This window comes from uncultured Caulobacter sp. (assembly GCF_947036865.1).
Classification (GTDB): domain Bacteria; phylum Pseudomonadota; class Alphaproteobacteria; order Caulobacterales; family Caulobacteraceae; genus Caulobacter.
The window spans coordinates 1-24015 of sequence record NZ_CAMQSF010000046.1 but is presented as its reverse complement, the minus strand read 5'-3'; the positions used below and the strand labels follow the sequence as shown (position 1 = coordinate 24015).

Annotated in this window: 21 protein-coding genes and 2 pseudogenes; 9 read left to right on the top strand and 14 right to left on the bottom strand. The window is 69.4% G+C overall.

The annotated features are described in order from the left end of the window. Nucleotides 1–201 precede the first annotated feature (201 nt). Together xdhC and guaD are read left to right on the top strand one after the other, a co-directional pair. On the top strand, nucleotides 202–1218 hold the full coding sequence (gene xdhC, locus Q0V34_RS17770) for a xanthine dehydrogenase accessory protein XdhC (RefSeq protein WP_297514674.1): 1017 nt from the start codon (nucleotides 202–204) through the stop codon (nucleotides 1216–1218). Beyond that, a complete protein-coding gene (gene guaD / locus Q0V34_RS17765) occupies nucleotides 1205–2491 on the top strand; it encodes a guanine deaminase (RefSeq protein WP_297514672.1) in 1287 nt (428 codons plus the stop codon). Before xdhC ends, guaD begins: the two co-directional genes overlap by 14 nt. 117 nt (nucleotides 2492–2608) lie before the next feature. Here guaD and Q0V34_RS17760 read toward each other — a convergent pair whose 3' ends face one another. The 4 genes from Q0V34_RS17760 to Q0V34_RS17745 are packed head-to-tail and all read right to left on the bottom strand — an operon-like array spanning nucleotide 2609 to nucleotide 5603. Then, entirely contained in the window at nucleotides 2609–3580 is a 972-nt protein-coding gene (locus tag Q0V34_RS17760; protein ID WP_297514670.1) for a nucleoside hydrolase, read from the bottom strand. Nucleotides 3581–3589: 9 nt separating this feature from the next. Beyond that, nucleotides 3590–4006: an oxalurate catabolism protein HpxZ gene (gene hpxZ / locus Q0V34_RS17755; RefSeq protein ID WP_297514667.1), complete on the bottom strand. Its 417-nt coding sequence runs from the start codon at nucleotides 4004–4006 to the stop codon at nucleotides 3590–3592. Next, a complete protein-coding gene (locus Q0V34_RS17750; RefSeq protein ID WP_297514663.1) occupies nucleotides 4003–5394 on the bottom strand; it encodes an AtzE family amidohydrolase in 1392 nt (463 codons plus the stop codon). The genes hpxZ and Q0V34_RS17750 overlap by 4 nt, the downstream gene beginning before the upstream one ends. Continuing rightward, nucleotides 5391–5603, bottom strand: coding sequence for a hypothetical protein (locus Q0V34_RS17745; RefSeq protein ID WP_297514659.1), 213 nt, complete (start codon nucleotides 5601–5603; stop codon nucleotides 5391–5393). Before Q0V34_RS17745 ends, Q0V34_RS17750 begins: the two co-directional genes overlap by 4 nt. 243 nt (nucleotides 5604–5846) lie before the next feature. Between Q0V34_RS17745 and Q0V34_RS17740 the strand changes: the two genes are divergently transcribed. The 3 genes from Q0V34_RS17740 (at nucleotide 5847) to Q0V34_RS17730 (ending at nucleotide 11229) form a co-directional block, all read left to right on the top strand. After that, nucleotides 5847–6791 carry an acetamidase/formamidase family protein gene (locus Q0V34_RS17740; RefSeq protein WP_297514655.1) on the top strand — a complete coding sequence of 315 codons (945 nt, stop codon included), beginning with the start codon at nucleotides 5847–5849 and terminating at the stop codon, nucleotides 6789–6791. 265 nt (nucleotides 6792–7056) lie between these two features. Next, entirely contained in the window at nucleotides 7057–10413 is a 3357-nt protein-coding gene (locus Q0V34_RS17735; RefSeq protein ID WP_297514652.1) for a hypothetical protein, read from the top strand. Nucleotides 10414–10518: 105 nt separating this feature from the next. Next, nucleotides 10519–11229, top strand: coding sequence for a YceI family protein (locus Q0V34_RS17730; protein ID WP_297514649.1), 711 nt, complete (start codon nucleotides 10519–10521; stop codon nucleotides 11227–11229). Here the strand turns inward: Q0V34_RS17730 and Q0V34_RS17725 are convergent. The 5 genes and pseudogenes from Q0V34_RS17725 to puuE all read right to left on the bottom strand — a co-directional run bounded on the left by Q0V34_RS17725 (nucleotide 11226) and on the right by puuE (nucleotide 14680). Further along, complete coding sequence (locus tag Q0V34_RS17725) at nucleotides 11226–11903, bottom strand: TetR family transcriptional regulator (protein ID WP_297514646.1); 678 nt, start codon at nucleotides 11901–11903, stop codon at nucleotides 11226–11228. The genes Q0V34_RS17730 and Q0V34_RS17725 overlap by 4 nt on opposite strands. Continuing rightward, nucleotides 11900–13087, bottom strand: coding sequence for a urate hydroxylase PuuD (locus Q0V34_RS17720; RefSeq protein WP_297514643.1), 1188 nt, complete (start codon nucleotides 13085–13087; stop codon nucleotides 11900–11902). The genes Q0V34_RS17725 and Q0V34_RS17720 overlap by 4 nt, the downstream gene beginning before the upstream one ends. Continuing rightward, the gene (gene uraD, locus Q0V34_RS17715; protein WP_297514639.1) at nucleotides 13087–13611 is read right to left on the bottom strand and encodes a 2-oxo-4-hydroxy-4-carboxy-5-ureidoimidazoline decarboxylase; all 525 of its coding nucleotides are present in this window, start codon (nucleotides 13609–13611) and stop codon (nucleotides 13087–13089) included. The genes Q0V34_RS17720 and uraD overlap by 1 nt, the downstream gene beginning before the upstream one ends. A gap of 18 nt (nucleotides 13612–13629) precedes the next feature. Further along, nucleotides 13630–13712: pseudogene (locus tag Q0V34_RS17710) on the bottom strand (hypothetical protein); the annotation flags it as partial. A gap of 47 nt (nucleotides 13713–13759) precedes the next feature. Next, nucleotides 13760–14680 (bottom strand): allantoinase PuuE, encoded by a 921-nt coding sequence (gene puuE / locus Q0V34_RS17705; RefSeq protein WP_297514636.1) that lies wholly within the window; start codon nucleotides 14678–14680, stop codon nucleotides 13760–13762. Here puuE and Q0V34_RS17700 point away from each other — a divergent pair. Then, nucleotides 14679–14774 (top strand): annotated as a pseudogene (locus tag Q0V34_RS17700) (hypothetical protein); the annotation flags it as partial. The gene puuE and the pseudogene Q0V34_RS17700 sit on opposite strands and share 2 nt — an antisense overlap. Nucleotides 14775–14825: 51 nt before the next feature. Here the strand turns inward: Q0V34_RS17700 and Q0V34_RS17695 are convergent. The 4 genes from Q0V34_RS17695 to Q0V34_RS17680 form a co-directional block, all read right to left on the bottom strand. Beyond that, a complete protein-coding gene (locus tag Q0V34_RS17695) occupies nucleotides 14826–16106 on the bottom strand; it encodes an alanine--glyoxylate aminotransferase family protein (protein ID WP_297514633.1) in 1281 nt (426 codons plus the stop codon). A 34-nt stretch (nucleotides 16107–16140) separates the two neighbouring features. Beyond that, a complete protein-coding gene (locus tag Q0V34_RS17690) occupies nucleotides 16141–17424 on the bottom strand; it encodes an allantoate amidohydrolase (protein WP_297514679.1) in 1284 nt (427 codons plus the stop codon). A 166-nt stretch (nucleotides 17425–17590) separates the two neighbouring features. Beyond that, nucleotides 17591–18676, bottom strand: coding sequence for a mechanosensitive ion channel domain-containing protein (locus Q0V34_RS17685; RefSeq protein ID WP_297514629.1), 1086 nt, complete (start codon nucleotides 18674–18676; stop codon nucleotides 17591–17593). A gap of 52 nt (nucleotides 18677–18728) precedes the next feature. Further along, a complete protein-coding gene (locus Q0V34_RS17680; protein WP_297514676.1) occupies nucleotides 18729–19133 on the bottom strand; it encodes a DUF2177 family protein in 405 nt (134 codons plus the stop codon). 116 nt (nucleotides 19134–19249) lie between these two features. Between Q0V34_RS17680 and Q0V34_RS17675 the strand changes: the two genes are divergently transcribed. Further along, nucleotides 19250–20569, top strand: coding sequence for an NAD(P)/FAD-dependent oxidoreductase (locus Q0V34_RS17675; RefSeq protein ID WP_297514626.1), 1320 nt, complete (start codon nucleotides 19250–19252; stop codon nucleotides 20567–20569). Next, complete coding sequence (locus Q0V34_RS17670) at nucleotides 20566–21381, top strand: DUF1365 domain-containing protein (RefSeq protein WP_297514622.1); 816 nt, start codon at nucleotides 20566–20568, stop codon at nucleotides 21379–21381. Before Q0V34_RS17675 ends, Q0V34_RS17670 begins: the two co-directional genes overlap by 4 nt. Here Q0V34_RS17670 and trmFO read toward each other — a convergent pair. Next, a complete protein-coding gene (trmFO, locus tag Q0V34_RS17665) occupies nucleotides 21317–22732 on the bottom strand; it encodes a methylenetetrahydrofolate--tRNA-(uracil(54)-C(5))-methyltransferase (FADH(2)-oxidizing) TrmFO (RefSeq protein ID WP_297514620.1) in 1416 nt (471 codons plus the stop codon). The genes Q0V34_RS17670 and trmFO overlap by 65 nt on opposite strands. 101 nt (nucleotides 22733–22833) lie before the next feature. Here trmFO and Q0V34_RS17660 point away from each other — a divergent pair, with 101 nt between their 5' ends. Further along, nucleotides 22834–23775 carry a hypothetical protein gene (locus tag Q0V34_RS17660; RefSeq protein ID WP_297514617.1) on the top strand — a complete coding sequence of 314 codons (942 nt, stop codon included), beginning with the start codon at nucleotides 22834–22836 and terminating at the stop codon, nucleotides 23773–23775. Nucleotides 23776–24015: the final 240 nt, after the last annotated feature.

Here is a 24015-nt window from a genome sequence, read left to right as displayed (position 1 = left end):
CCCTGGCAGCGTGTAAACAACCTTCTTGGAAACGACACCTAGGTCTCCCTCGTCCGATCTCCCCGGCGAACGCCGGGGCCCAGATCGAACCCTCGAGCTTGGCTGGGCTTGGCTGAGTGGGCGGGCGCGAGCAGGCCAGCCTCCCAAGGTGAATCTGGGCCCCGGCATTCGCCGGGGAGAACGGATTTCGGGGATGGCCGCATGACCCGCAACTGGGCCCGCGCCGCCCTGGCGCGTCTCGACGCCCATGACGAAGCCGCCCTGGTCACGGTGCTCGCCACCGAGGGTTCGGCCCCGCGCGAGGCCGGGACCAAGATGGTGGTCTGGCGGGACGGCCAGGCCGGCACGATCGGCGGCGGCAATCTGGAGCACCGCGCGGCCGACCAGGCGCGACGGATGCTCGACGCCGGCCAGACGCCGTTCGCGATCCAGGACTATCCACTGGGACCGCTGCTGGCCCAGTGCTGCGGCGGGCGCGTGCGGCTGTTGCTGGAGCGGCTCAACGACAACAGCCGCGACTGGCTGACCGACGCGGCCCGGCGGATGGACGCGGCCCAGCCCTTCGAGGTCCGCACGCGCTTCGAGCCCGGCCTGCTGAGCAAGGCCGTCGCGCCGATTTCGGCGAGCCAGGAGGATGGGCCGGCGATCACCCTGGCCGGCGCGGTCGCCACGGCGCGGGGCGCGCGACCCGCCCCCGGCGACGAGCTGGTCGAGCGCGCCGACGCGCCGCGTCCGCCGCTGCTGCTGTTCGGCGCGGGCCATGTGGGCCAGGCGATCGCCCGGGCCTTCGAGCCGCTGCCCTTCCGTCTCTTCTGGTACGACACCCGGCCGGAGACCGCCGCCATCCCCGGCGTCACCGTCCTGGAGCCCGCCGAGATGGCGGCCAAGGCCATGGGCGCCGAGCCCGACGCCTACGGCCTGGTGCTGACGCACGACCATGCCCTGGACTATGCCCTGGTGTCGGCGGGCTTGGCCGGCGGCGGGTTTTGTTACCTCGGCGTCATCGGCTCGAAGACCAAGCGCGCTAGGTTCATGAGCCGGCTCCGGGACGACGGCTTCTCGCCGGCTGTCCTGACCCGCCTGACCAGTCCCATCGGCCTGCCGCAGCTGAAGAGCAAGGCGCCGGAGGTGATCGCGGTCTCGGTGGCGGCCGACCTCCTGACGCGCCAGGAAGCGGCGCGCGTTCGCAACGACGAGAGCGCCAGTGCAAGCCTTTAGGGCGTCGATCCTCCACCTGCTGGACGACCCGACCAAGACCGGCGAGGCGGCGATCGCCTACCACCCCGACGGCCTGCTGCTGGTCGAGGAGGGCCGTGTCGTCGGCTGCGGCGCCTATGCCGAACTCGCGCCCTGGCTGGGCGGGGCGGAGCTGGAGGACCTGACCGGCCATCTGATCACGCCGGGCTTCGTCGATACGCACATCCACTTCCCGCAGGTCGACGTGATCGCCGCCCACGGCAAGCAGCTGCTGGACTGGCTGGAGCAGCACACCTTCCCGGCCGAGGCGGCCTTCGCCGATCCCGAGCATGCCGCCGATACCGCGGCCTTCTTTCTGGACGAGCTGCTGCGCAACGGCACGACCACGGCCCTGGTGTTCGGCTCGGTGCACAAGGTCTCGGTCGACGCCCTGTTCGCCGAGGCCCATGCCCGCGACATGCGGCTGATCGCCGGCAAGGCGCTGATGGACCGCAACGCGCCCGAGGGCCTGACGGACACGGTCGAGAGCAGCCGCGTCGACATGGAGGCCCTGATCGCCGACTGGCACGGCAAGGGCCGGCTCGGCTACGCCGTGACACCGCGCTTCGCGATCAGCTGCAGCGACGCCCAGCTGGCCATGGCCGGCGAGGTGCTTGAACGGCATCCCGACGTCTGGATGCAGACCCACCTGTCGGAGAACCTGCACGAGATCAAGGAGACCGCCCGGCTGTTCCCCAAGGCCAAGGACTATCTGGACGTCTACGACCGCTTCGGCCTCGTGCGAAAGCGCTCGGTCTTCGCGCACTGCGTCCATCTGAAGGGCGGCGCCTTCCGGCGGCTGGCGGCCAAGGGCGGGGCTGTGGCCTTCTGCCCGACCTCGAACCTGTTCCTGGGCTCGGGCCTCTTTCCGCTGGAGGAGGCCTGCTCGCACGGCGTGAAGGTCGGCGTCGGCACCGACGTCGGGGCGGGGACCACCTTCTCGATCCTCCACACGCTGGGCGAGGCCTACAAGGTCGGCCAACTGCGCGGCGACGCGTTGGACCCGTTCCACGCCTTCTACCTGGCGACGCTGGGCGGGGCGCGGGCGCTGGATCTCGACGACAAGATCGGCAACCTCATGCCCGGCAAGGAAGCCGACTTCCTGGTGCTGGATCCCGCCGCGACCCCGCTGCTGGCGCGGCGGCTGGCGGGCGCCAAGAGCCTGGAGGACAAGCTCTTCGCGCTGACGGTGCTGGGCGATGACCGGGTGGTGGCGCGAACGTATCTGGCGGGCGTGGAGCGGTACAGGCGCTAAAGCCGTGCGTCCTTCGAGGCCCGCTGTGCGGGCGCCTCAGGATGACGACCTCAATGCATAGAGTTCCTCATCCTGAGGTGCGCGCTCCTAAGCGCGCCTCGAAGGACGCAGCGCGTCTCAGCGATAACCCGCCTTCATCGTCTCCGCGTACAGCGCCAGCAGCCGATCCCCGTCCACCGCCACGGTCACCGACTGGATCGGCTGGTCGTCCCAAGCCGACGGGCCGAACAGCTCGCCTTCCGGGCTCTGGCAGGTCTGGCCGAGCGTGATGCCCTCGGTCACCACGCGCACCGCGCCGCGCCGGATCTTGAACAGCGTCGGATCGATCACGCAGGCCACCGCCGCCGCGTCGTGGACGCAGCAGCCGACGACGCCGTCGCGCTCGCCATAGAACGCCGCGTAGGGCTTGGAGATGGCGTTGAGGAACTGGCCCGCGTCGCCGCAGGCCGCCGCCAGGGCGTCCATATAGTCCGGCGACATGACCACCTGGGTCGTGACGTCCAGGCTGACGGCGGTTAGGGTCCAGGGCGCGGTGAAGACCTGGTCGGCGGCCTCCGGATCGTTCCAGATATTGGCCTCGGCCACCGGCGTGACATTGCCCGGCTTGCCGGCCACGCCGAACGCGCCGCCCATGATGACGACCGACTTCAGCAGGGTCGCGACCTCGGGATCGGCTTGCAGCGCCAAAGCCAGGTTGGTCAGCGGACCCACGGCGCAGAGGACGACCTCGCCCGGATACTGGCGCGCCAGATCGATGATCGCCTGGTGCGCCGGCTTGGCCTCGGGGTGTTCCGCCACGTGGCCGGTCAGCTCGACGTCGCCCAGGCCGTTGACGCCGTGCACGAAGGTCGGCGAGGGGTTGCGCGGCCGGGTCAGGGGCTTGTCGGTCCCCTTGAACACCGGCGCCTTCAAGCCAAAGCGGCGTTTCAGATAGAGCGCGTTGCGGGTCGTGGTCTCGATGTCCGAATTGCCGAAGATGGTGGTCACGGCGATCAGATCGAGGGCCGGGCTGGCCTCGATGAACAGCAGCGCCATGGCGTCGTCGATGCCGGGATCGGTGTCGAAGATGATCTTGGTGGGGGCGGTCATGGGCTGGCTCTAGCGGTTTTCATCGGGCGAGGCGAGGCGCTGATCGGCTCTGGCCTGCATCAGGGAGACGTGGGCCGAGGCGACCTTCCAGCCCTCCGCGACGCGGATCCAGGTCTGGCTCTGACGGCCGATCTTGCCGGTGTCGTCGCGGCTGAACACGATGTTGGCGATGGCGAGGTCGGCGCCGAAGGTGGTGATCTCGGTCCGCAGCCGGGTGCGCGGCGGCGAGCCGCCCGCGCGGCCGATCCGGAAGGCGGCGATCTCGTCGAAGCCCCACAGGTTCTCGGCCACGCCCAGGCGCACGGTGTGGGGCGAGCGCCAGAACGCCTCGTCCAGGGCCGCGACGTCATTGGCCATCAGCGCCGCCTCATAGGCGTCGACCGCGTCGGTGACCTCGGCGAGGACGTTGGGATCATTGACGATCATAGGGCGCCTTTCGGGGGATGGGCGGCCACGACGCCGGCCCGCTGCAGCCGCAGGGCGGCGGCGAAGGCCAGATCCTCGCGCCAGGCCGGGGCGATGATCTGCACCCCGATCGGCAGCAGGCCGGGGCGGTTCACCGGCGCGGCCACGACCGGTAGGCCGACATAGCTGATGGGCTGGGTGAAGGCGCCGAGATTCTTGCGGACCGAGACCGGGACGCCGTCCATCTCCATCGTCGCCTGGCCGATCGGCGGGGCGGGGCATACCGAGGCGGGGGCCAGCAGGATGTCGTGGCGCTGGAAGGCCTCGCGGACCTGGTCGCGGAAGATCGTCCGATAGCGCCGGGCGGCGTGGGCCACGCCCTCGGGCAACAGGGCGCCGGCCAGCAGGCGGTCGCGGACGGCGGGGTCATAGTCCATCGCCCGCCGGGCCAGATCGGCGTGGTGCAGCGCGCCGCCCTCGAACGCGGTCAGGCAGAAGGCCGCCGCGCGGGCGGCCTGGGCGCCGGGGAGTTCGACGGGGGCGGCGTCCAGGGCCTCGGCGACCTGGCCCAGCGCCTCCAGCGCCTCGGGGAACGCGCCCTGCTGGAACCAGCCGCCCAGCACGCCGACACGCAAGGGGCGCTCGGACAGCGCGTCGAGGCGTTCGCTCACCGGCTCGGCCGCGCGCACGCACAGGGCGTCGCCCTCGGGATCGGGGCCCTGCAGGACGTCGTAGGCCAGGGCGAGGTCCTCGACCGAGCGCGCGAAGGGGCCGACGTGGTCCAGGCTCTCGACGAACGGAAAGACGCCCTGGCGCGACAGCCGGCCATAGGTCGGCTTCAGCCCAAAGACGCCGCACAGGCTGGCCGGGATGCGGATCGAGCCGTTGGTGTCCGAGCCCAGGGTCAGCGGGACCAGGCCCGCCGCCACCGCCGCCGCCGAACCGCCGGACGAGCCGCCGGCGATGCGGCTGGGGTCGTGCGGATTGCGGACCGGCCCGTCGTGCGCGTTCTCGGTGACGAAGCCATAGGCGAACTCGTCCATGTTCAGCGCCCCGACCAGGATCGCCCCGGCGGCGGTCAGGCGCTTGACCAGCGTCGCGTCTCGGGCGGGGGGCGGCGCGTCGCGGCGGATCTTCGAGCCGGCCAGGGTGGGCAGGCCTTCGAGGTCGAACAGGTTCTTCACCGCGAACGGCGCGCCGGCCAGCGGGCCCAGCGGGCGTCCCGCCAAGCGGTCGGCGTCGACGGCGTCGGCGGCCGCCAGGGCGCGCTCGGCGGTGACCGCCGTGAACGCGTTGACGCCGCCGTCCAGACGCTGGATCCGCGACAGCACGGCCTCGGCCACCGCCCGGGCGCTGACCCGGCCGGCGCGCACCTCGCCCGCGATCTCGATGAGGCCGGGAAAGCTCACGGAACGAAGGCCTCGGGCGCGTCGCCGGCGCGATCGCCGAGGGCGGCGAAGACCAGCGCGGCCTGGCTCCTCAGCAGGGCCAGGTTCTCGAGGACGCCGGGAAGGGCGGCGGCGGGCGGAACCAGATCGCGTTCGGCGGTCCGGGCGGCGGTCCAGGACGCGATCTCGGCCTCGGTCAGATCGAGAAAGGCTTGGGTCTCGGCGTCCATCTTTCCCCCAGCGGCCGCCCCCGCGACCGGATCAATAAGTAATAAAAAACTTCATACACCCAGCTTCGCCGGCCGCGCCAGCGCCGCTTGCCCTTGGCGCCGCCGAACGCCCAAGCGCCGGGCGTCGCGCGCCTCGACCGCCCGCCGCGTGGGCAGACGGGGGCGAAGCTAGACGATCTTCGGGCCGGGGTCTTGGCGCTCGGGCCAGGCCGGCGCGAGGTGGTCTTGTAAGAGAAGGCTTACTTGATGGCGCATCACCGGCTCACCTCCGCCCCCGACACCATCCGTTTTGGCATGTTCGACGCCGCGTTCGATCCGGTGCTGACCGTGGCCTCCGGCGACAGCGTCACCTTCGAGTGCGTGTCGGGCGGTGTCGAGGTGATGCCGCCGGAAGGATCGCCCTACGCGGTTCCGCCGGCGCTGCGGGCCATCCACGCCAGCAAGCCCGAGCGCATCGGGCCGCACATCCTGACCGGCCCCGTGGCCATAGCCGGCGCCGAGCCGGGCGACATGCTGGAGGCGCGGATCGAGGCGATCGCGCCGAACAACGACTGGGGCTATTGCGCCGTGCGGCCCCTGGCCGGCACGCTCCCCGAGGACTTTCCCGAGCGCTATGTCAGCCACATCGCCGTCGACCGCGCGCGCGGCGTCTGCAAGCCCGACTGGGGTCCGGAACTGCCGCTGGCCCCGTTCTTCGGCACGATGGGCGTCGCGCCGCCGGCCCGCTACGGCCGCCTGTCCAGCCGCGAGCCCCGCGAGCACGGCGGCAACATGGACAATAAGGAGTTCACCGCCGGCGCGACCCTTTATCTGCCGGTCTGGGTTCCGGGGGCGAACTTCTCGGTCGGCGACGGCCACGGGCGGCAGGGCGACGGCGAGGTCTGCGTCAACGCCCTGGAGATGGGCCTGACCGGGACCTTCACCTTCATCCTGCACAAGGGCGCGGACCTCCGATGGCCCCGCGCCGAGACGCCGACGCACCACATCCTGATGGGCTTCAACGAGGATCTGGACCTGGCCATGAAACAGGCCTTGCGCCAGACGATCGACTTCATCGTCGCCCGCTCGGCCCTGACCCGGGTGCAGGCCTATCAGTTCTGCTCGCTGGCCGTGGACTTCCGCGTCACCCAGACGGTCAATGGCGAGAAGGGCGTCCATGCGCTGCTGGCCAAGGGGCTGCTGTTCTGACGCCCGAGCCGCCGCCACCTTGGCGCGTGGCCTGAAGCCCCGTCGGAACCGGGCGGGAGCGGGGATCCCGCCGAGCGTCCCCCTTGATCGAAGTCCTCGCGGACTCCAAAGCGCGCAAGGGATTTCGTGCCAAAACGGCCCCGCCGTTCCCGAAGCGGCGCATGCTCAAGGTTAATATTCCACCTCCGGCTGAAAAGGGTTCGGTCCACGTCTTGCACTCGCTAGGTCACGCTGAGGTTGCGGTTTGGCCAGAGGGGTTCGAGAGATGGAATTGTACGGCACGGAAAGCGGCGATGTCCTGACCGGCGGTCCCGGCGACGACATCCTCTATGGGTTCGGCGGCAACGACACCTTGAAGGGCGGCGCCGGGAACGACGTCCTGGCCGGCAATGACGGCAACGACACCCTGCTGGGCGGGGAGGGCGACGACTATCTGCTGGGCGGCGCGGGCAATGACACCTTGGACGGCGGCCCCGGCAACGACTGGGCGGCCTACGAGGACGCGACCTCGGGCGTGAAGGTCGACCTCAACATCACCGGGCCGCAGAACACCGGCGGCGGCGGGACCGACAAGCTGATCTCGATCGAGAACCTGTACGGCTCGGACTTCAACGACACCCTGATCGGCAACGCCGGGGCCAACATGATGGTCGGCGGCAAGGGAGACGACACCCTCCGCGGCAATGGCGGCGACGACACCCTGTGGGGCTCGGCCGGCAACGACACCCTGGATGGCGGCGACGGCGACGACTACCTGGTCGGCGGCGCGGGCGACGACATCATCAAGGGCGGCGCCGGCAATGACTGGTCGTCCTACGAGGACGCCACGGCCGGCGTGACCGTCGACCTGACCAAGGTCGGCGTGGCTCAGGACACGATCGGCGCGGGCAAGGACACCCTGACCGGCATCGAGAACCTCTACGGCTCCAAATTCAACGACGTCCTGAAGGGCGACGCGGGCGACAACTACCTTTGGGGCGGCGACGGCGACGACAAGCTCTACGGCGGCGCGGGCGACGACCACCTGTCGGGCGGCGCGGGCGTCAACGTGATCGACGGCGGCGACGGCTTCGACACGGTGGACTATTCGTTCAGCGACGTGGGTGTGACAATCAATCTGTCGGGAGCGCCAGCGCCCCAGGTCCCGATCCCGGCCGGCGTCGACACGCTCGTCTCGATCGAGGCGGCGATGGGCTCGGCGCATAACGACTACATCGTCGGAAACGACGCCGAGAACTATCTATTCGGGGACGCGGGCGACGACGTTCTCTTTGGCATCGGCGGTCACGACACCCTGGATGGCGGCGACGGCAACGACATCCTTCGAGGCAGCTACCGCAAGCCGGGCGACCTGCTGCTGGGCGGCGCTGGCGACGACACGATCATCGTCTGGCCGGGCCCGGGCAGCGAGGGCGACGCGACGATCGTGGACGGCGGCTCCGGCGTCGACACCCTGATGTTCTCGTCCATCCTCGATATCACGCTCGACCTGACGAACACCGGCGATCAGGTGATCTCGCCCGGTATCCACATGGTCGTCTCGAACATCGAGAACGTGATGGGCAGTTACGGAAACGACCGCATCACGGGCGACGCGGGCAACAACGTGATCAACGGCGCCGCTGGCGACGACATCCTGGACGGCGGCGCGGGCTTCGACGTCGTCTCTTACGAGACCTCCGCGGGGGTGTGGGTCGATCTGTCCAAAGCCGGTCCGCAAGATACACGGGGCGGCGGCGTCGACACCCTGCTTCATTTCGAAGGCGTTCGGGGCTCCGGCGCGAATGACGTGCTGATCGGCGACGCGGGCGACAACACGCTGGAGGGCGCGGGCGGCGACGACATCCTTGATGGCGGCGCGGGAACCGATACGGCGATCTTCTTCGGGGACGCGAGCGACTACACCTGGACCAAGAACGCCAACGGCTCCTGGACGGTGAAGGGCTTCAACGAGGTCGATACCCTCGTGAACATCGAAATCCTGAAGTTTCACGACAAGTCGGTCACGCTGCCGTCGTCGACCGCCACCGTGACGGTGAGCGATCTGGCCAAGCCGAAGATGATCGTCACGTCCGCCGCCGGCGATCTGCGGGACGTGGTGCTCTCCCTCAGCGGGCGACAGGCCTATGTCTCGGACAAGGACGGCTTCGTCAGCATCATCAATTCCAACACGGGCGATGTGCTGTCGAAGATCAAGGTCGGGACCGACCTGGGCGGCATGGATGTCACGCCCGACGGCCGCTACTTGGTCGTCGCCGAGCACGCGCTGACGAATTCGGTGGCCGGTGAGGATTGGACGAAGAACAAGGCCACGGCGACGGTGCACGTCCTGGATTTGTGGACCAAGACAGTGACGGACTACACCACCACCGTCACGGGCATGGATCTCGGCTTCGCGGACGCGGCCGTCCTGAAGGACGGCACGGTCATGCTCACGCAGGACTTCGGCGGCTCCGGCTGGACGCCCGTCACCACGCTGAACCTCGCGACCGGGGCCTTCGCCTCTGGTACGGCGGAATATCGGCAGAGCAGCGTGCTCGTCGGCAGTTCCGATCATGATCAGGTTCTGCTGGCGTCGGGCGGCTACACGCTGGAGCTCTTCGAGTCCGGCAAGGGCCATACGGTTTCGGGCGCGCCGTATGCGGGCAGCGCGGCCGGCGGCGGGTCCAGCACCATGGCTATTTCGCCCGATGGATCGATCATCGTCAGCGGCGGCGCCGTCTTCGATGGCGCGCTGAACTACAAATTCGATCTCTTCGCCAGTCAGCCGCAGGTTCTGGGTCTCTATGGCCTCGACTTCAGCGCGGACGGAAAGCATCTTTTCGTCGTCGATAACTATGACCGGCTGTTCCAGTACTCGACGACGACGTGGGGCCTTGAGCAGGTGTATGCGTTGGGTGTCGACATCAATCCTCTGGACTCGCCCGCCTACCACTTCGGCGGTTACGGCAATCGGGTTCAGGTCAGTGACGACGGCGGAACTCTGCTGGTGTCGAGCGCCACGGGGATCGTCTCGCTCAACATGACCGCTTTGGCGCCGCTCGCCAGCTCGGTCGCCGCCCAGCCGACGGCGGGCAACGACGTGATCCAGGGAACGAACGATTTCGACGTCATCACCGGGGGCGCCGGCAACGACACCCTTTATGGCGGCGGCGGCAACGACCTTCTGAACGGCGGCGACGGCGCGGACGTGCTTTTCGGCGGCCAGGGCGCCGACATGCTGATCGGGGGGGCTGGCGCGGACGTCTTCAAGTTCCTCGCCGGTGAAGGCTATTTCTCGACGTCCTTGACCGTGGCGGACGTCATCACGGACTTCGGCGCCGGCGACAAACTGGCGTTCTCCGGCGCGCCGACGGTGGTCAAGGAGAGCGACATCCTGCGCATGACGGCCACGCTGAGCGCCGACGGCAAGATCAGCGCGAGCTCCGCCCTCACGATCGACGCGTTCAATAACCAGCTGCAACTGGGGACGCTGGCCAAGAAGTATCTGATCGTCGACGCGGGGCCGGACACCTATGTCGTCGTCGACAACGACATGGCGCACGACGGCTATGACCAGGTGGTGCTCCTGAAGGGCGTCACCTCCTCGCTCGTGACGGCCGATATGTTCATCGCGGCCTGACAGCCGCTACCGCAACCTCCGCTTGGTCCCTACGTTGACGCTAAGCCAGCGTGGGGACTGGCGATCGCGGCGGGCTCCGCCGCGGGAGACATCAGGAGGGACGCCTTGAAATCGATCCTGCCCGTCGCGGCGCTGCTGGCGCTCGCGGCCTGTTCGCCCGCTCCGGCGGAGAAGAATGCCGCGACCCCGCCCGTCGTCGCCGCGCCGCCGGCGACCGCGCCCAAGCCGCCCAGGGCCGATATTCCGGCCGGCGACTACACGCTGGACAAGTCGCACGCGAGCCTCGTGTTCCGCGTCAGCCACCTGGGCTTCTCGCGTTACACCGCCGCCTTCGCGGACTTCGACGCCAAGCTTCGCTTCGATCAGAACAATCCCTCCGCCAGTTCGCTGGAGGCGACGGTCGATCCCAAGTCGCTGACCTTGCCGCATCCGCCGGCGGGCTTCGTCCAGCAACTGACCGGACCGCAGTGGCTGAACGCGGCGACCTATCCGGCGATCACGTTCAAATCCACGAAGATCGAGACCACCGGTCCCGACACGGGCAAGGTCACCGGCGATCTGACGCTGCACGGCGTGACCAAGCCGGTGGTGCTGGACGTGACCTATAACGGCGGCTACGCCGGCCATGCGATGGACCCGCACGCCCGCGTGGGCTTCTCGGCGAAGGGCGCGTTCAAGCGCTCGGACTTCGGCGTCGCGTTCGGCGTGCCGGCCCCCGGCACGACCATGGGCGTCGGCGACGAGGTCGAGGTCACGATCGAGGCCGAGTTCAGCGGCCCGCCGCTGGCGACCGCGCCGGCCGCCGCCAAGCCCTAACGCGCGCCGCGCGTCAGATAGCCTTCGAGCAAGGCCAGGGCGTGGTCCAGCCGCGCCTTGCGCCACTCGGGGGCGGTCATGTCGGTGTCCAGGGTCGCCGACAGAGAATAACCGTTGGCCAGGTGGAAGCGGCTCATGGCCGCGATGGTCACATAGATCTGCACCGGGTCGAGGTCGGGCCCGAAGATCCCCTGGTCCTGGCCGCTCTTGATCAGGCCCTCGATCGTGCGCCGCAGCGGGAAGGCCGTCTCGGTCACGACGCGCGACTGGGCGGCGAACTTGCCGTGCTGCAGGTTCTCGTTCCGCAGCAGCCCCTCGAAGCGGGGGTTCTTCTCGAAATAGTCGAAGGTGAAGCGCTGGAGGGCGAGGAAGCCCTCGAGGGGCTGGTTGAAGTCGATGCGAAGCTCGGCCTCCCGCGCGCGCAGGTCCATATAGGCGCTTTCGAGGACGGCCATGTACAGGCCCTTCTTGTCCCCGAAATAGTGGTAGAGCATGCGGATGTTGCACTTGGCGGACTTGACGATCCGCTCGATGCGGGCCCCGGCGAAGCCGGCCTGGGAGAACTCCTTCAGCGCCGCGGCCAGGATCGCCTTGCGGGTCCGTTCGGCGTTGCGCTTGCGCGGGGCGGGATCGCTCTCGGTCTTGGGCGGCGCGTCCAGGACGGCGTCGGTCACGGGCTCTTGGCTCCCTGCTTGATCCAGGCGCCCAGCTGGGCGCGCTCCTCATCGGTCATGCCGGTCTCGTTGCCAAGGGGCATGCTGGTCGAGAGGACCGCGCGCTCGTTGATTTTCGGCGCGTAGGCCTGGATATGCGCAGGGGTGTCGAAGGTCGCGCCCAAGGGCGGGGCGGAAAAGCCGGCGTGGGTGGGCGTCGCGCTATGGCACATGACGCAGTGCTTCTGGATGATTCCCTGGACGGTCGCGAAGGGCACTTCGCCGGAGACCGTGACCTTGTCCTTGGGCCTGATCGAGGCGATCGCCGTCGCGCCGAAGATCAGCAGCGCGCCCACGAACAGCAGTTCGTGCCGGATCTTGCCGAAGTGCCGCTGGATGAAGAAGTAGCGGATGGCGATGGCGCCGGCGCTGATCATGGCCAGCAGCAGCCAGGCCTTCGGATGGCCCGAAACGGCCGGATAGTGGTTGCTGATCATGATGAAGATGACCGGCAGGGTCATGTGGGTGTTGTGCACCGACCGCTGCTTGCCCATCGCCCCGAGACGCGGGTCCACCGGCCGCCCCGCCAGCATGTCGGCGACGATCTTGCGCTGGTTGGGGATGATGATCAGGAACACGTTGCCGACCATGCAGGTCCCGAGGATCGCGCCGACGTGGATGAAGGCGCCCCGATCGGAGAACAGGTGGGTCAGGGCCCAGGTCGCGGCGGTCATGACCGAAAACCACACGACGCCGAACAGCCTGCCGTTCTGGCCCAGCGGCGAACGGCACAGGGCCTCGTAGGTCAGAAGACCGCCGAAGATGAAGGCGAGGCCGACGCCGATCGCCTGGCCTTGGGTGAAGGCGTGCTTGGCCGGGTCGATCAGATAGACGTTGGCGCCGACATAGTAGAGCACGGTCAGCAGGGCGAAGCCGGACAGCCAGGTGGTGTAGGCCTCCCATTTGAACCAGTGCAGATGCTCGGGCATGTGCGCCGGAGCGACCATGTACTTCTGGGAGTGGTAGAAGCCGCCGCCGTGCACGGCCCACAGCTCGCCCTTCACCCCGTCCTTGGGCGGATGCGGCTCGCGCAGATTGTTGTCCAGCCAGACGAAGTAGAAGGACGCGCCGATCCAGGCGACGCCCGCCACCACGTGCAGCCAGCGCAGGGCCATGCTGGCCCAGGAGGCGAGGTCGTAATCCATCATGCGCTCACCGCGTCGAGGAGCCGGAGCTTGGAGATCAGGCCGATCTGCGTGATGGCCTCGGCGATCTCGGCGGCTTCGTCGTTCGAGAGGCGCGCCCGCATCGCCGCCAGGATCGAGGCCTTGTCGTTCAGGCGCACGCAGATGATGAACGGAAAGCCGAAGCGCTCGCGATAGGCGGCGTTCAGGTCGTGGAAGCGGGCGAACTCCTCGGGCGTCAGCCGGTCGAGGCCCGCGCTGGCCTGTTCGGCGTTGCTCTCGGCGGTCAGCTGCTTGGCGATGGCGGCCTTGCCGGCCAGTTCGGGGTGCGCGCGGATCAGGGCCAGCTTGTCGCCGATGGGCGCGGCCTCGAGGACGGCCATCATCGCCGCGTGCATCGCCTCGACGCTGGCGAAAGGCCGCTCGCTCCAGGCGCGTTCGACCACCCAGGGCGAGAGCTCGAAGGCGAAGCCCAGGGCGGTGGTGAAGCCGGTCTGGTTCATGCTGTTGAGCAGCTTCAGCGACAGGGGAGGGGCTGAGCTCACAAATCACCTCCCCACGGCGTCATCCCGCGCTTTATGCGCGGGACCCATTGATCCGTCGCAGGTGCGGGAGTGATCACGCTCTCACGTGAAAGCTGAACCATGGGTCCCGCGAACACGTCGCGGGATGGCGGCTTTTGATGGATGGGGCTCATTGGCCGCTCCCCCCATACGGATACTCGGCGATCCAGTGCCGGGCGATGTCGATCCGCCGCGCCACCCAGACCCGGTCGTGCGCGACCACATGCTCCAGGAACCGCCTTAGCGCCCCGATCCGGCCCGGCTTGCCGACCACCCGGCAGTGGAGGCCGACGCTCATCATCTTCGGCGCGGTCTCGCCCTCCAGGTAGAGCGCGTCGAAGGCGTCGCGCAGATAGGTGAAGAACTGCTCGCCGGTGTTGAAGCCCTGGGCGGCCGTGAAGCGCATGTCGTTGGCGTCCAGCGTATAGGGCACGATCAGTTGCGCGCGGCCGTGCTGGCTGTCCCAGTAGGGCAGGTCGTCGGCGTAGCTGTCGGCGTCGTAGACGAAGCCGCCTTCCTGGGCGACGAGGCGCGCGGTGTTGGGGCTGGTGCGGCCCTGGTACCAGCCCAGTGGACGCTGGCCGGTCAGGCGCGTCTGGATCTCGATGGCGCGCTGGATGTGCTCCATCTCCTGGTCGGGCGTGACGTGCTGGTAGTCGATCCAGCGATAGCCGTGGCTGGCGATTTCCCAGCCGGACTTCATCATCGCCTCGACGGCGTCCGGGTGGCGCTCCATGGCCTGGGCGACGCCGAACACGGTCAGCGGCAGGCCGAATTCATCGAACAGCCGCCGGATGCGCCAGAAGCCGGCGCGGGAGCCGTATTCGTACAGGCTCTCCATCGACATGTGGCGCATGCCCTCGATGGGCTGGGCGCCGACCATTTCCGAGAGAAAGAACTCGCTGACCGGGTCCCCGTGCAGGATCGAGCGCTCGGCGCCTTCCTCGTAGTTCAGCACGAACTGCACGGCGACGCGGGCGCCGTTCGGCCACCGGGCGTGCGGCGGATGCTCGCCATAGCCGATCAGGTCGCGGGGGTAGGGAGGGGTCATGCCAGGCTCCCCTTATTCCTGTTGTCATCCCGGCCGTAGCGAAGCGAAGAGCCGGGACCCAGGGGCAACCGCGCTGCCGCTGGCCCCTGGATCCCGGATCGGCCTACGGCCGTCCGGGATGACGAGCGTTTTTCGGGCGAAAGGCTCATCCGTACACCCCCGCCGCCGCGTCGACGCCGACGCCGGCCGGGGCGCTGAAGCCCTCCCAGCGCAGCACCGCCTCGAAGGCCGCCAAGGTCTGGAGAACCGCGTGCTTACGGGCGTTCACGCCCATGGTCCCGATCCGCCAGATCTTGCCGGTCAGAGGACCGAAGGCCGAGCCGATCTCGATCTCGAAGTCCGTGCGCATCCGGGCCTTCACCCGGTCGTAGTCGACGCCGTCCGGAACCCAGATCCCGGTGACGTTGGTCATCTTGTGAGCCTTGTCGCCGTAGATCGACAGGCCCATGGCCTCCAGGCCCGCGGTCATCGCCGCCCCGGCCTGGGCATGGCGCTCGAAGCGCGCGGGCAGGCCTTCCTCCAGCACCAGCCGCGCGCATTCGCGGGCGGCGAACAGCATCGGGGCGCATTCGGTATGGTGGTTCAGGCGACGCTCGGACCAGTAGTCCATGATCATCGCCAGATCGAAATAGTTCGAGGCGATGCGCCGGCCGTTCCCCGCCGCGCCGCCGGTTCCGACGAGGCCCTTCTCGACGTGGCGGCGCGAGAAGATGTGCTCGGCGGCCTGGTCGCTGAGGGTGATCGGGGCCGAGCCGGAGGGCCCGCCCAGGCACTTTTGAAGGCCGGCGGTGACGATGTCGGCGCCCCAGGCGTCGACGGGGACGTCCATCCCGGAGAGCGTGGCGGTGGCGTCGACATACATCAGCGCCCCGTGCGCGCGGCAGATCGCGCCGATCTCGGCGAGCGGCTGGGCCATGGTGGTCGAGGTGTCGCCGTGCACGCAGGCCACCAGGCGCGGCTTCACGCGCTTGACGGCGTCCTCGACCGCCTGCGGGTCGACCACGGTCCCCCACGGGGCCTCGACGAAGGTGACCTTGGCGTCGCAGCGCTCGGCGATCTCGGCCAGCAGCAGGCCGAAACGCCCGGCGTTGACCACCACCACGTCGTCGCCAGGCTGCAGGGTCGAGACCAGGGCCGCCTCGATGCCGGCGCGCGAGGTGCCGTCGATGACGAAGGTCCAGCGGTTCTTCGTCTGGAAGACGCCGCGATAGAGCGCCATGACCTCGTTCATGTAGCCGGTGAACTCCGGATCGAACTGGCCCAGCAGCTGCACCGACATGGCCCGCAGCACGCGCGGGTGCACGTTGATTGGGCCGGGCCCCATCAGCAGGCGGGCGGGGTGGTCGAGTTCGTTGAAGGTGTCGGTCATCGGTTGGTCTTGGCGGTGGTCACTGTGCGTCCTTCGAGGCGCGCTTTCGGCGCGCACCTCAGGATGAGGTAGGGGATGCGCTGCAAAATCCTCATCCTGAGGCGCCGCGCAGCGGCCTCGAAGGACGCAAGGGATTGGCGGCCAGCTTCTCCACGAAGCCCAGCATCGCCCGCGCCGCCAGGGCGCAGTCGGCCTCGGTGACGGCTTCGGCGGGGTTGTGGCTGATCCCGCCCTCGCAACGGATGAACAGCATGGCGGTGGGGCAGAGGTCGGCCATCACCATGGCGTCGTGACCCGCGCCCGAGGGCAGGCGGCGCGCGGGCAGGCCAAGGTCGGCGAGGCTCTCGTCCAACAGAGCCATCAGCGACGGATCGCAGGGGCTCTCGGCCAGGGCCTGGGCCAGGCGGATCTGCGCGGTCAGGCCGCGCGCGGCGGCGATGGCGTGAATCTCGGCGCTGATGGCATCGACGGCGGCGTCGCGGGTCGCCGAGGTCTCGGCGCGGATGTCCATCGAGAACTCGACCGCGCCCGGAATGACGTTGAAGGCGCCAGGCAGGGCGGTGATCCGCCCGGCCGTGCCGACCAGGCCATCGGTCCCGGCCCGGCAGATCCGCTCCAGCGCCAGGATACACTCGGCGGCGGCGGGGCCCGGGTCCTTGCGCAAGGCCATCGGCGTCGTGCCGGCGTGGCCGGCGGTTCCGATGATCCGGACGATCAGCCGCTTCTGAGCGGCGATGGCGGTGACGACGCCCAGCGGCAGGCCCTCGGCCTCCAGCACCGGACCCTGCTCGATGTGCGCTTCGAGGAAGGCCAGCACGTCCTCGGGCTTGCGGGCGGCGCTGGCGACACCGGCCGGATCGCCCCCGAAGGCCGCGAGCGCCTCGGCGACGGAGATCCCGTCGGCGTCGGTCATCGCCAGGGCCGCGGCGCCCAGCGTGCCGGCGATGGCGCGGCTGCAGCTCATCGAGGCCGGGAAGCGCGAGCCCTCCTCGTCGCCGAACGCCACGACCTCGATGGCGAACGGCAAACGGCGGCCGGCGCGGTGCAGCGCCTCGACCACGTCGATCCCCAGCATGATCCCGAGCGGTCCGTCATAGCGCCCGCCGTTGCGGACACTGTCGATGTGCGAGCCGATGATCAGGGCCGGCGCGTCCGCCGTCTCGCCTTCGTAGCGGCCGATCAGACTGGCGGCGGCGTCGCGGCGCGCGCTCATGCCGGCCTCGCGCATCCAGCCCGCCAGCGCCGTCAGGGCGGCGTCGTGGGCGGGCGTCAGGAAGCGGCGCGTCAGCTGGCCCTCGACCTCGCTGTAGGGTGGAAGACCCAGCAGGTCGCAGCGCGCCTTGGCCCGCGCGCCGATGTCCACGCCCCCGATCACGTCCGTCTTGGCCTCCATCCCCCGACCCTAGCAGGCTGCGCCGGCGCTCCACCGGCGGCAAGCCTTACCGGCGACGCTTTCCCGCCCGGCGCCCACGCGCGCGCCACGTCGGCGACGCGGCGCCTCTCCATAAGTCATAATTCTATTACTTACGGAAGGCCTCCGGTCAGGCTTGCCCGCTCGCCAGGGCTAGACGGCGCCTCGGGAACGCCTCCGGCAGCTCGTCGCGCAGGAAGGCCATCATCTTCTCGCGCACCTCGCAGCGAAGGTCGAAGGTCCTGCCGGCGTTGCGGGCGCTGACCAGGCAGCGCACCTCCATGACCTCGGCCGTGAGATCCGTGACGGCCAGATTGACCACCTTGCCGTCCCACAGCGGCGAGGCCTTGGCGATCTCCTCCAGCCTGGCGCGCAGGCGGTCCACCGGCGCGGCGGGATCGACATAGAGCATGGCCGTGCCGATCAGGGCGGCGCTTTCGCGGGTCCAGTTCTGGAAGGGGGTCTGGATGAAGTAGCTGAGCGGCACCACCATCCGCCGCCAGTCCCACAGGCGGACGACGACATAGGTGGCGCTGATCTCCTCGACATTGCCCCACTCCTTCTCGACGATCACGGCGTCGTCGATGCGGATCGGCTGGGTGACGGCGATCTGGATGCCGGCGATCAGGTTGGTCAGCAGCGGCTGCAGCGCCAGGCCGACGATGACGCTGGCCGCGCCGCCGGCCGCCAGCAGGCTGACGCCCCATTGCCGGACGCCGGGCACCGTCATCAGCGCCAGGGCCACCGTGACGAGGCCCAGCAGGATCGCCACGGCGCGGCGAAGGATCCGCACCTGGGTGATGTGCTTGCGGGCCAGGAGGTTGTCCTCGACGTCGACCTTGAAGCCCCGCAGGTAAAGCGCCGCGGCGATGTCGAGCGCGGTCATGGCCATCATGCCCAGCAGCAGGATGAACAGCACCAGCAGCAGGTGGCGCGCGGCGTCGGCCTGGCCGCCCGTCAGGGGCGCGGCCGAGACGGCGGGACCCAGGGCGGCGACGATCAGGGCCAGGCGGGTGGGGCGCCGCGTCCGCGCGATCAAGGTCTGCCAGAAGGCGTCGCGGCGGGAGAGGCCGCGCCGGACGACCTTGACCACCACGCCGTGGGCGGCGAGCGCCACGAGCACCGCCAGCGTGATCAGCGCCAGGCTGACCAGCCACGGCGGCGCCCAGTTGAGCAGAGCGACCGACTCGGTCAGCCAAGTGGAAAACGCGGTCATGCGGGGGCGAACGCGACGGCGCGCGAAACGCTCCCGGACCGAGCCGGTGAGGTCAGGCGCCGAAGCGGCGCAAGGCGGCGAAGCCCGCCGAGGCGGCGAGGGTGGTGACCAGCGTCCCCCAGGCCATGTCCGCCAGGGTGATGGTCGTCGACCAGGTCTTCAGCGTCGCCTGGTTGGTCAGGTCATAGGTGGCGTAGGCCACGAGGCCGAAGACGGCGGCGTTGACCAGCAGACGCTTCCAGCCGCCCTCGCGCGCCGCCGGCAGGACCGCCAGCACGACGATGCCCAGCACATAGAGCAGGTAGAAGATCACCGCCGGCGCCAGCGACGGCTTGGCGGCCAGCAGCTCGCCGATGCGCGGCTGATAGAGGCGCGGCGACATCGTCGTCAGCCAGACGGCGTCCAGCGCCAGCATGGCCAGGGCGGTCGCGCCATAGCCGATCGCCGTTTTGGTCAGGGTCATCCGCCGGTCTCCTTGATCGTGTTGACGATACGGCAGGCGCGCGCCGCCGGATGCGTCCGGCCGCGCTCACGGTCCGTAGACCTTCCGTAAGCCTAGTTCGGGAGATCGCCTTGACGACCGTCGTTCCTCGCCTGTCCGTCGCCGTTGTCGGCGCCGGGATCTCGGGTCTCTCGGCCGCCTGGCTGCTGTCGCGTCGTCACGACGTGACGCTGTACGAGGCCGACGGGCGCCTGGGCGGGCACGCCAACACGGTGACCGTCGAGGGGCGCGACGTCGACACCGGCTTCATCGTCTACAACGAGCCGAACTATCCGAACCTGACGGCGCTGTTCCAGCATCTGGGCGTCGAGACCGCGCCCACGGACATGTCGTTCGGCGTTTCGCTGGACGACGGCGCGCTCGAATATTCCAGCACCAAGCTGCTGGCCCAGAAGCGCAACGCGCTCAATCCCCGCTTTCTGAAGATGCTGCTGGACGTGATGCGGTTCTACCGCGAAGGCCGCCGCATCCCGGCGGACCTCGAGGCGGGCGGCCTTTGCCGACTGGACGAGTATCTGGCCCGCCAGGGCTTCGGACGCGCTTTCCAGGAGGACCACCTGCTGCCCCAGGCGGCGGCGATCTGGTCGGCCTCGATGAGCGATATCCGCGAGTTCCCGGCCGCGGCGCTGCTGCGGTTCTTCGACAATCACGGCCTGATGCTGCCGATCGACAAGCGGCCGATCTGGCGGACGGTGGTCGGCGGTTCGGCGCGCTATGTCGAGAAGCTGGCGGCGGGCGTCTCTGGCGAGATCCTGACCGGCCGTCCGGTCACGGCGATCCACCGGGGTCCCGACGGCGTCCGGATCGAGGATATGACGGGAGAGACGCGCGCCTTCGATCACGTGGTGATCGGGTCCCATGCCGACCAGGCGCTGTCGATGCTGGCCTCGCCTTCGGCCGAGGAGACCGAGCTGCTGGGCGTTTTCCGCTACAGCCGCAACCGCGCCGTCCTGCACCGCGACGCGGGGCTGATGCCGCGCCGCCGCTCGGCCTGGGCCAGCTGGAACCATGTGGGCCGTCGCGGCGACGACGGCGGCGTGACCTACTGGATGAACCGGCTGCAGCCGATCGGCGAGACGCCGTTCTTCCTGTCGCTGAATCCCGATCGCGACCCGGCCGACACGCTGCACGACCAGGTCTATGAGCACCCGCTGTTCGACGGTCCGGCCATGCTGGCCCAGCGCCGCCTGTGGTCGCTGCAAGGCCGCCGGCGCACCTGGTTCTGCGGCGCCTATTTCGGCTCGGGCTTCCATGAGGACGGCTTGCAGGCGGGCCTAGCCGTGGCCGAGGAGCTGGGCGGCGCGCGCCGGCCCTGGCTGACGCCGGACCCCTCGAGCCGGATCTTCCTGAACCCGCCGCCGGCGCCGGCGGAACGCGAGCGCGCGGCGTGACCTTACGGTCGGCGCTCTACGCGGGTCATGTCGTGCACGACCGCGCGCGGCCCAAGCGCCACCGCCTGCGCTATCGGGTGTTCATGCTGCTGCTGGACCTCGACGAGGTCGACGTCCTGGATCGCCGGCTGAAACGGTTCTCGCGCGACCGCTGGAACCTGGTCGGCTTCAGCGAGCGCGACCATCTCGACGCGCCGGCCACGTCGCTGAAGGACGAGGTGCTGGCCAAGCTGCGCGCGGGCGGCCTGGCGCCCGACGGCGCGCGGATCAGCGTGCTGGCCATGCCGCGCATCCTGGGCAAGGGCTTCAATCCGCTGAGCGTCTTCTTCTGCCACGACGCCGAGGGGCGGCTGGTGGCGACCGTTCACGCGGTGCGCAACACCTTTGGCCAACGTCACGACTATGTCCTCCCAGCGGGCCCGCCGCGCGGCGGCGTCGTCGAGCAGCGGGCGGGCAAGGTGTTCTACGTCTCGCCGTTCATGCCGATGGATCTGCGCTACGCCTTCGCGATCGTCCCGCCCGGCGAGACCGTCCAGATCGGCGTCGATGTGCTGGACGAGGACGGCCTGCTGATGACGGCGACCTTCGCGGGCGAGCGGCGCGCTCTGACCGACGCCGCGCTCTGGAAGGCGCTGGCCGGTCACCCCTGGCAGGTCGCCGGGGTGCTGGCCGCCATCCACTGGGAAGCGGTGAAGCTGGTGCTCAAGGGCTTCCGTTTCTTCCCGCAGGACCCGGCGACGCGCGGGCTCAAGCGGCCGGCGGAGACGCGCCCGCCCACGCGTCCAGATCCCGCAGCGCTCGCAGGCTCATGAGCCGCTTCTTGGCCCGACCGCGTTCCTTCAGCGGGATCTTCTTGCCGTCCTCGTCGACCTTGGGGGCCTCCAGCGGCGGCAGCAGGCCGTAATTGATGTTCATCGGCTGGAAGCTGCCGCCCTCCAGGTGACCGCCGGTGATGTGCTCGACGAGGGCCCCCAGGGCGGTGGTCGGCGGCGGGGCGTCGATCGGCGCGCCATGGCGGTCGGCGGCGGCGAAGCGGCCGGTCAGGAGTCCCATGGCCGCGCTCTCGACATAGCCCTCGACGCCGGTGACCTGGCCCGCGAAGCGCAGGCGCGGCATGGCCTTCATCCGCAGCGACTTGTCCAGCAGCTTGGGCGAATTGATGAAGGTGTTGCGGTGCAGGCCCCCCAGCCGAGCGAACTGGGCGTTCTCCAGACCCGGGATCATGCGGAAGGTCTCGGCCTGGACGCCGTGCTTCAGCTTGGTCTGGAAGCCAACCATGTTCCACAGCGTCCCCAGCGCGTTGTCCTGGCGCAGCTGGACGATGGCGTGGGCTTTCACGGTCGGATCGCGCGGATTGGTCAGGCCCACCGGCTTCATCGGCCCGTGGCGCAGGGTCTCGCGACCGCGCTCGGCCATCACCTCGATGGGCAGGCAGCCGTCGAAATAGGGGACGTTCTCCCACTCCTTGAACTCGGACTTGGGACCGGCCAGCAGGGCGTCGATGAAGGCCTCGTACTGGTCCTTGTTCATCGGGCAGTTGATGTAGGCGGCCGCGTCGCCGCCAGGGCCTTCCTTGTCGTAGCGCGACTGACGCCAGGCGATGTCCATGTCGATCGAGTCGTAGTGGATGATCGGCGCGATGGCGTCGAAGAAGGAAAGCTGGCCCTCGCCGGTCAGGTCCAGGATCGCCTGGGCCAGGGCGGGCGAGGTGAGGGGGCCGGTGGCCACGACGACATTGTCCCAGTCTTCCGGCGGCAGGCCGGCGATCTCCTCGCGGACGATCGTGACCAGCGGATGCTCGGAAAGACGCTTCGTCACCTCGGCCGAGAAGCCGTCGCGGTCGACCGCCAGGGCGCCGCCGGCCGGCACCTGATGCTGGTCGGCGCAGGCCATGATCAGGCTGTCCAGCTTGCGCATCTCGGCGTGCAGCAGGCCCACGGCGTTGAACTGCCAGTCGTCGGAGCGGAACGAGTTGGAGCAGACCATCTCGGCCAGGCCGTCGGTCTGGTGGGCGTCGGTGGTGACCTTGCCGCTGGCGTCGTCCTTGCGCATCTCGTGCAGGATCACCGGCACGCCGGCGCGGGCGATCTGCCAGGCGGCCTCGGAGCCGGCCAGGCCTCCGCCGACGACGTGGACGGGTTTGGGGGAAGAATTCGTGGTCATGGCCGCGCCCTATACCCCCGGCTGTCGCGCGGCGATACCTGCTGATAAGCTCGCGCGATCGGACCGGACGCCGCGCGCCTGGCGAGCAAGGGGAGGGGGACATGGCGAAGTTTTCCGTGAGCGAGGCGGCGACCGCCGGCTTCGGACTTATCGGCCGCGAGCCGCTGGCGGTGGTCGGCTGGACGATCGTTCTGCTGCTTTCGCTGGGCGTTACGAGCTTGTTGCTGTTCCTGGCGATGGGCCCCGACCTTCATCGGTTGATCGTGCTGGCGATGAGCCATCGCTCGGGCGCCGAGACCGACCTGAGCCAGTTCCGCGAGATGGCGGGGCTGCAGTCGCGCATGAACGCCCTGAACATGCTCTTCTGGCTGGGCGCGTCCTTCGTCAGGGCGGTGCTCTGCGCGGCCGTGTTCCGCGCCATTCTGGCGCCCGGTCAGTCGGCCTGGGCCTATCTGCGGGTCGGCTCGCGCGAGCTGTGGCTGACCCTTTTGCTGCTGGTCGAGCAGGTGCTGGCGATGATCGCCATCGTCGTGATCGTCCTGGTCCTGGCGGTCATCGTGGCGATCGTCGCGGTCAGCGCCGGCGAGGGCGGCAAGATCGCGGCGGCAGCCACCGCGGTGGGCGGCGGCGTGATCGCCGCGGGCCTCCTGCTCTGGGTCGCGCTGCGCCTGTCGATGGCCGCGCCGATGACCTTCGTCGACAACCAGTTCCGGCTGTTCGAGTCCTGGAGCCTGACCAAGGGGCAGGGCTGGCGCCTGCTGGGCGTGGGGCTGCTCCTGGCGGCGTTCCTGATCGCATTGGAACTGCTGATTGGCGGACTGGTCGTGGCGCTGCTGTTCACGGGCGGGGCGATGACGGTCATGGCGGCGCCGGGCGGGCTGGAGGCGTTTCTGGCTCGGCCGCCCATCACCGTGCTCAGAGACCTCTGGCCGTGGATCGCAGCGTGGGCGACGTTCGGGGCTCTGTTCGGCGCGGCGGCGCAGGCGATCCTCTACGCGCCCTGGGCGGTGATCCACCGGGCGCTGACCGGCGAGGAGGCGTAGCCGCCGCGCTACGCCCCGGCAAAATCCGCCCGCGTCGGCGCCGCCTCATCGCCAGAACCGTGGCGAGACCCTAGATTGCCGACGAGCGCCGCGACTCGGATCGGGACGCGGAGCGAGAGGGACTTGATCGGATGACGGAGGAATCGGCGACGGTCGGCGCCAGTCTGCGCGCGGGCCTTTCCGATGTGGCGGGCGCCGCGCGCGACTGCTGGCTGGCGCTGGCCGCGGCGGCGGCCCTCA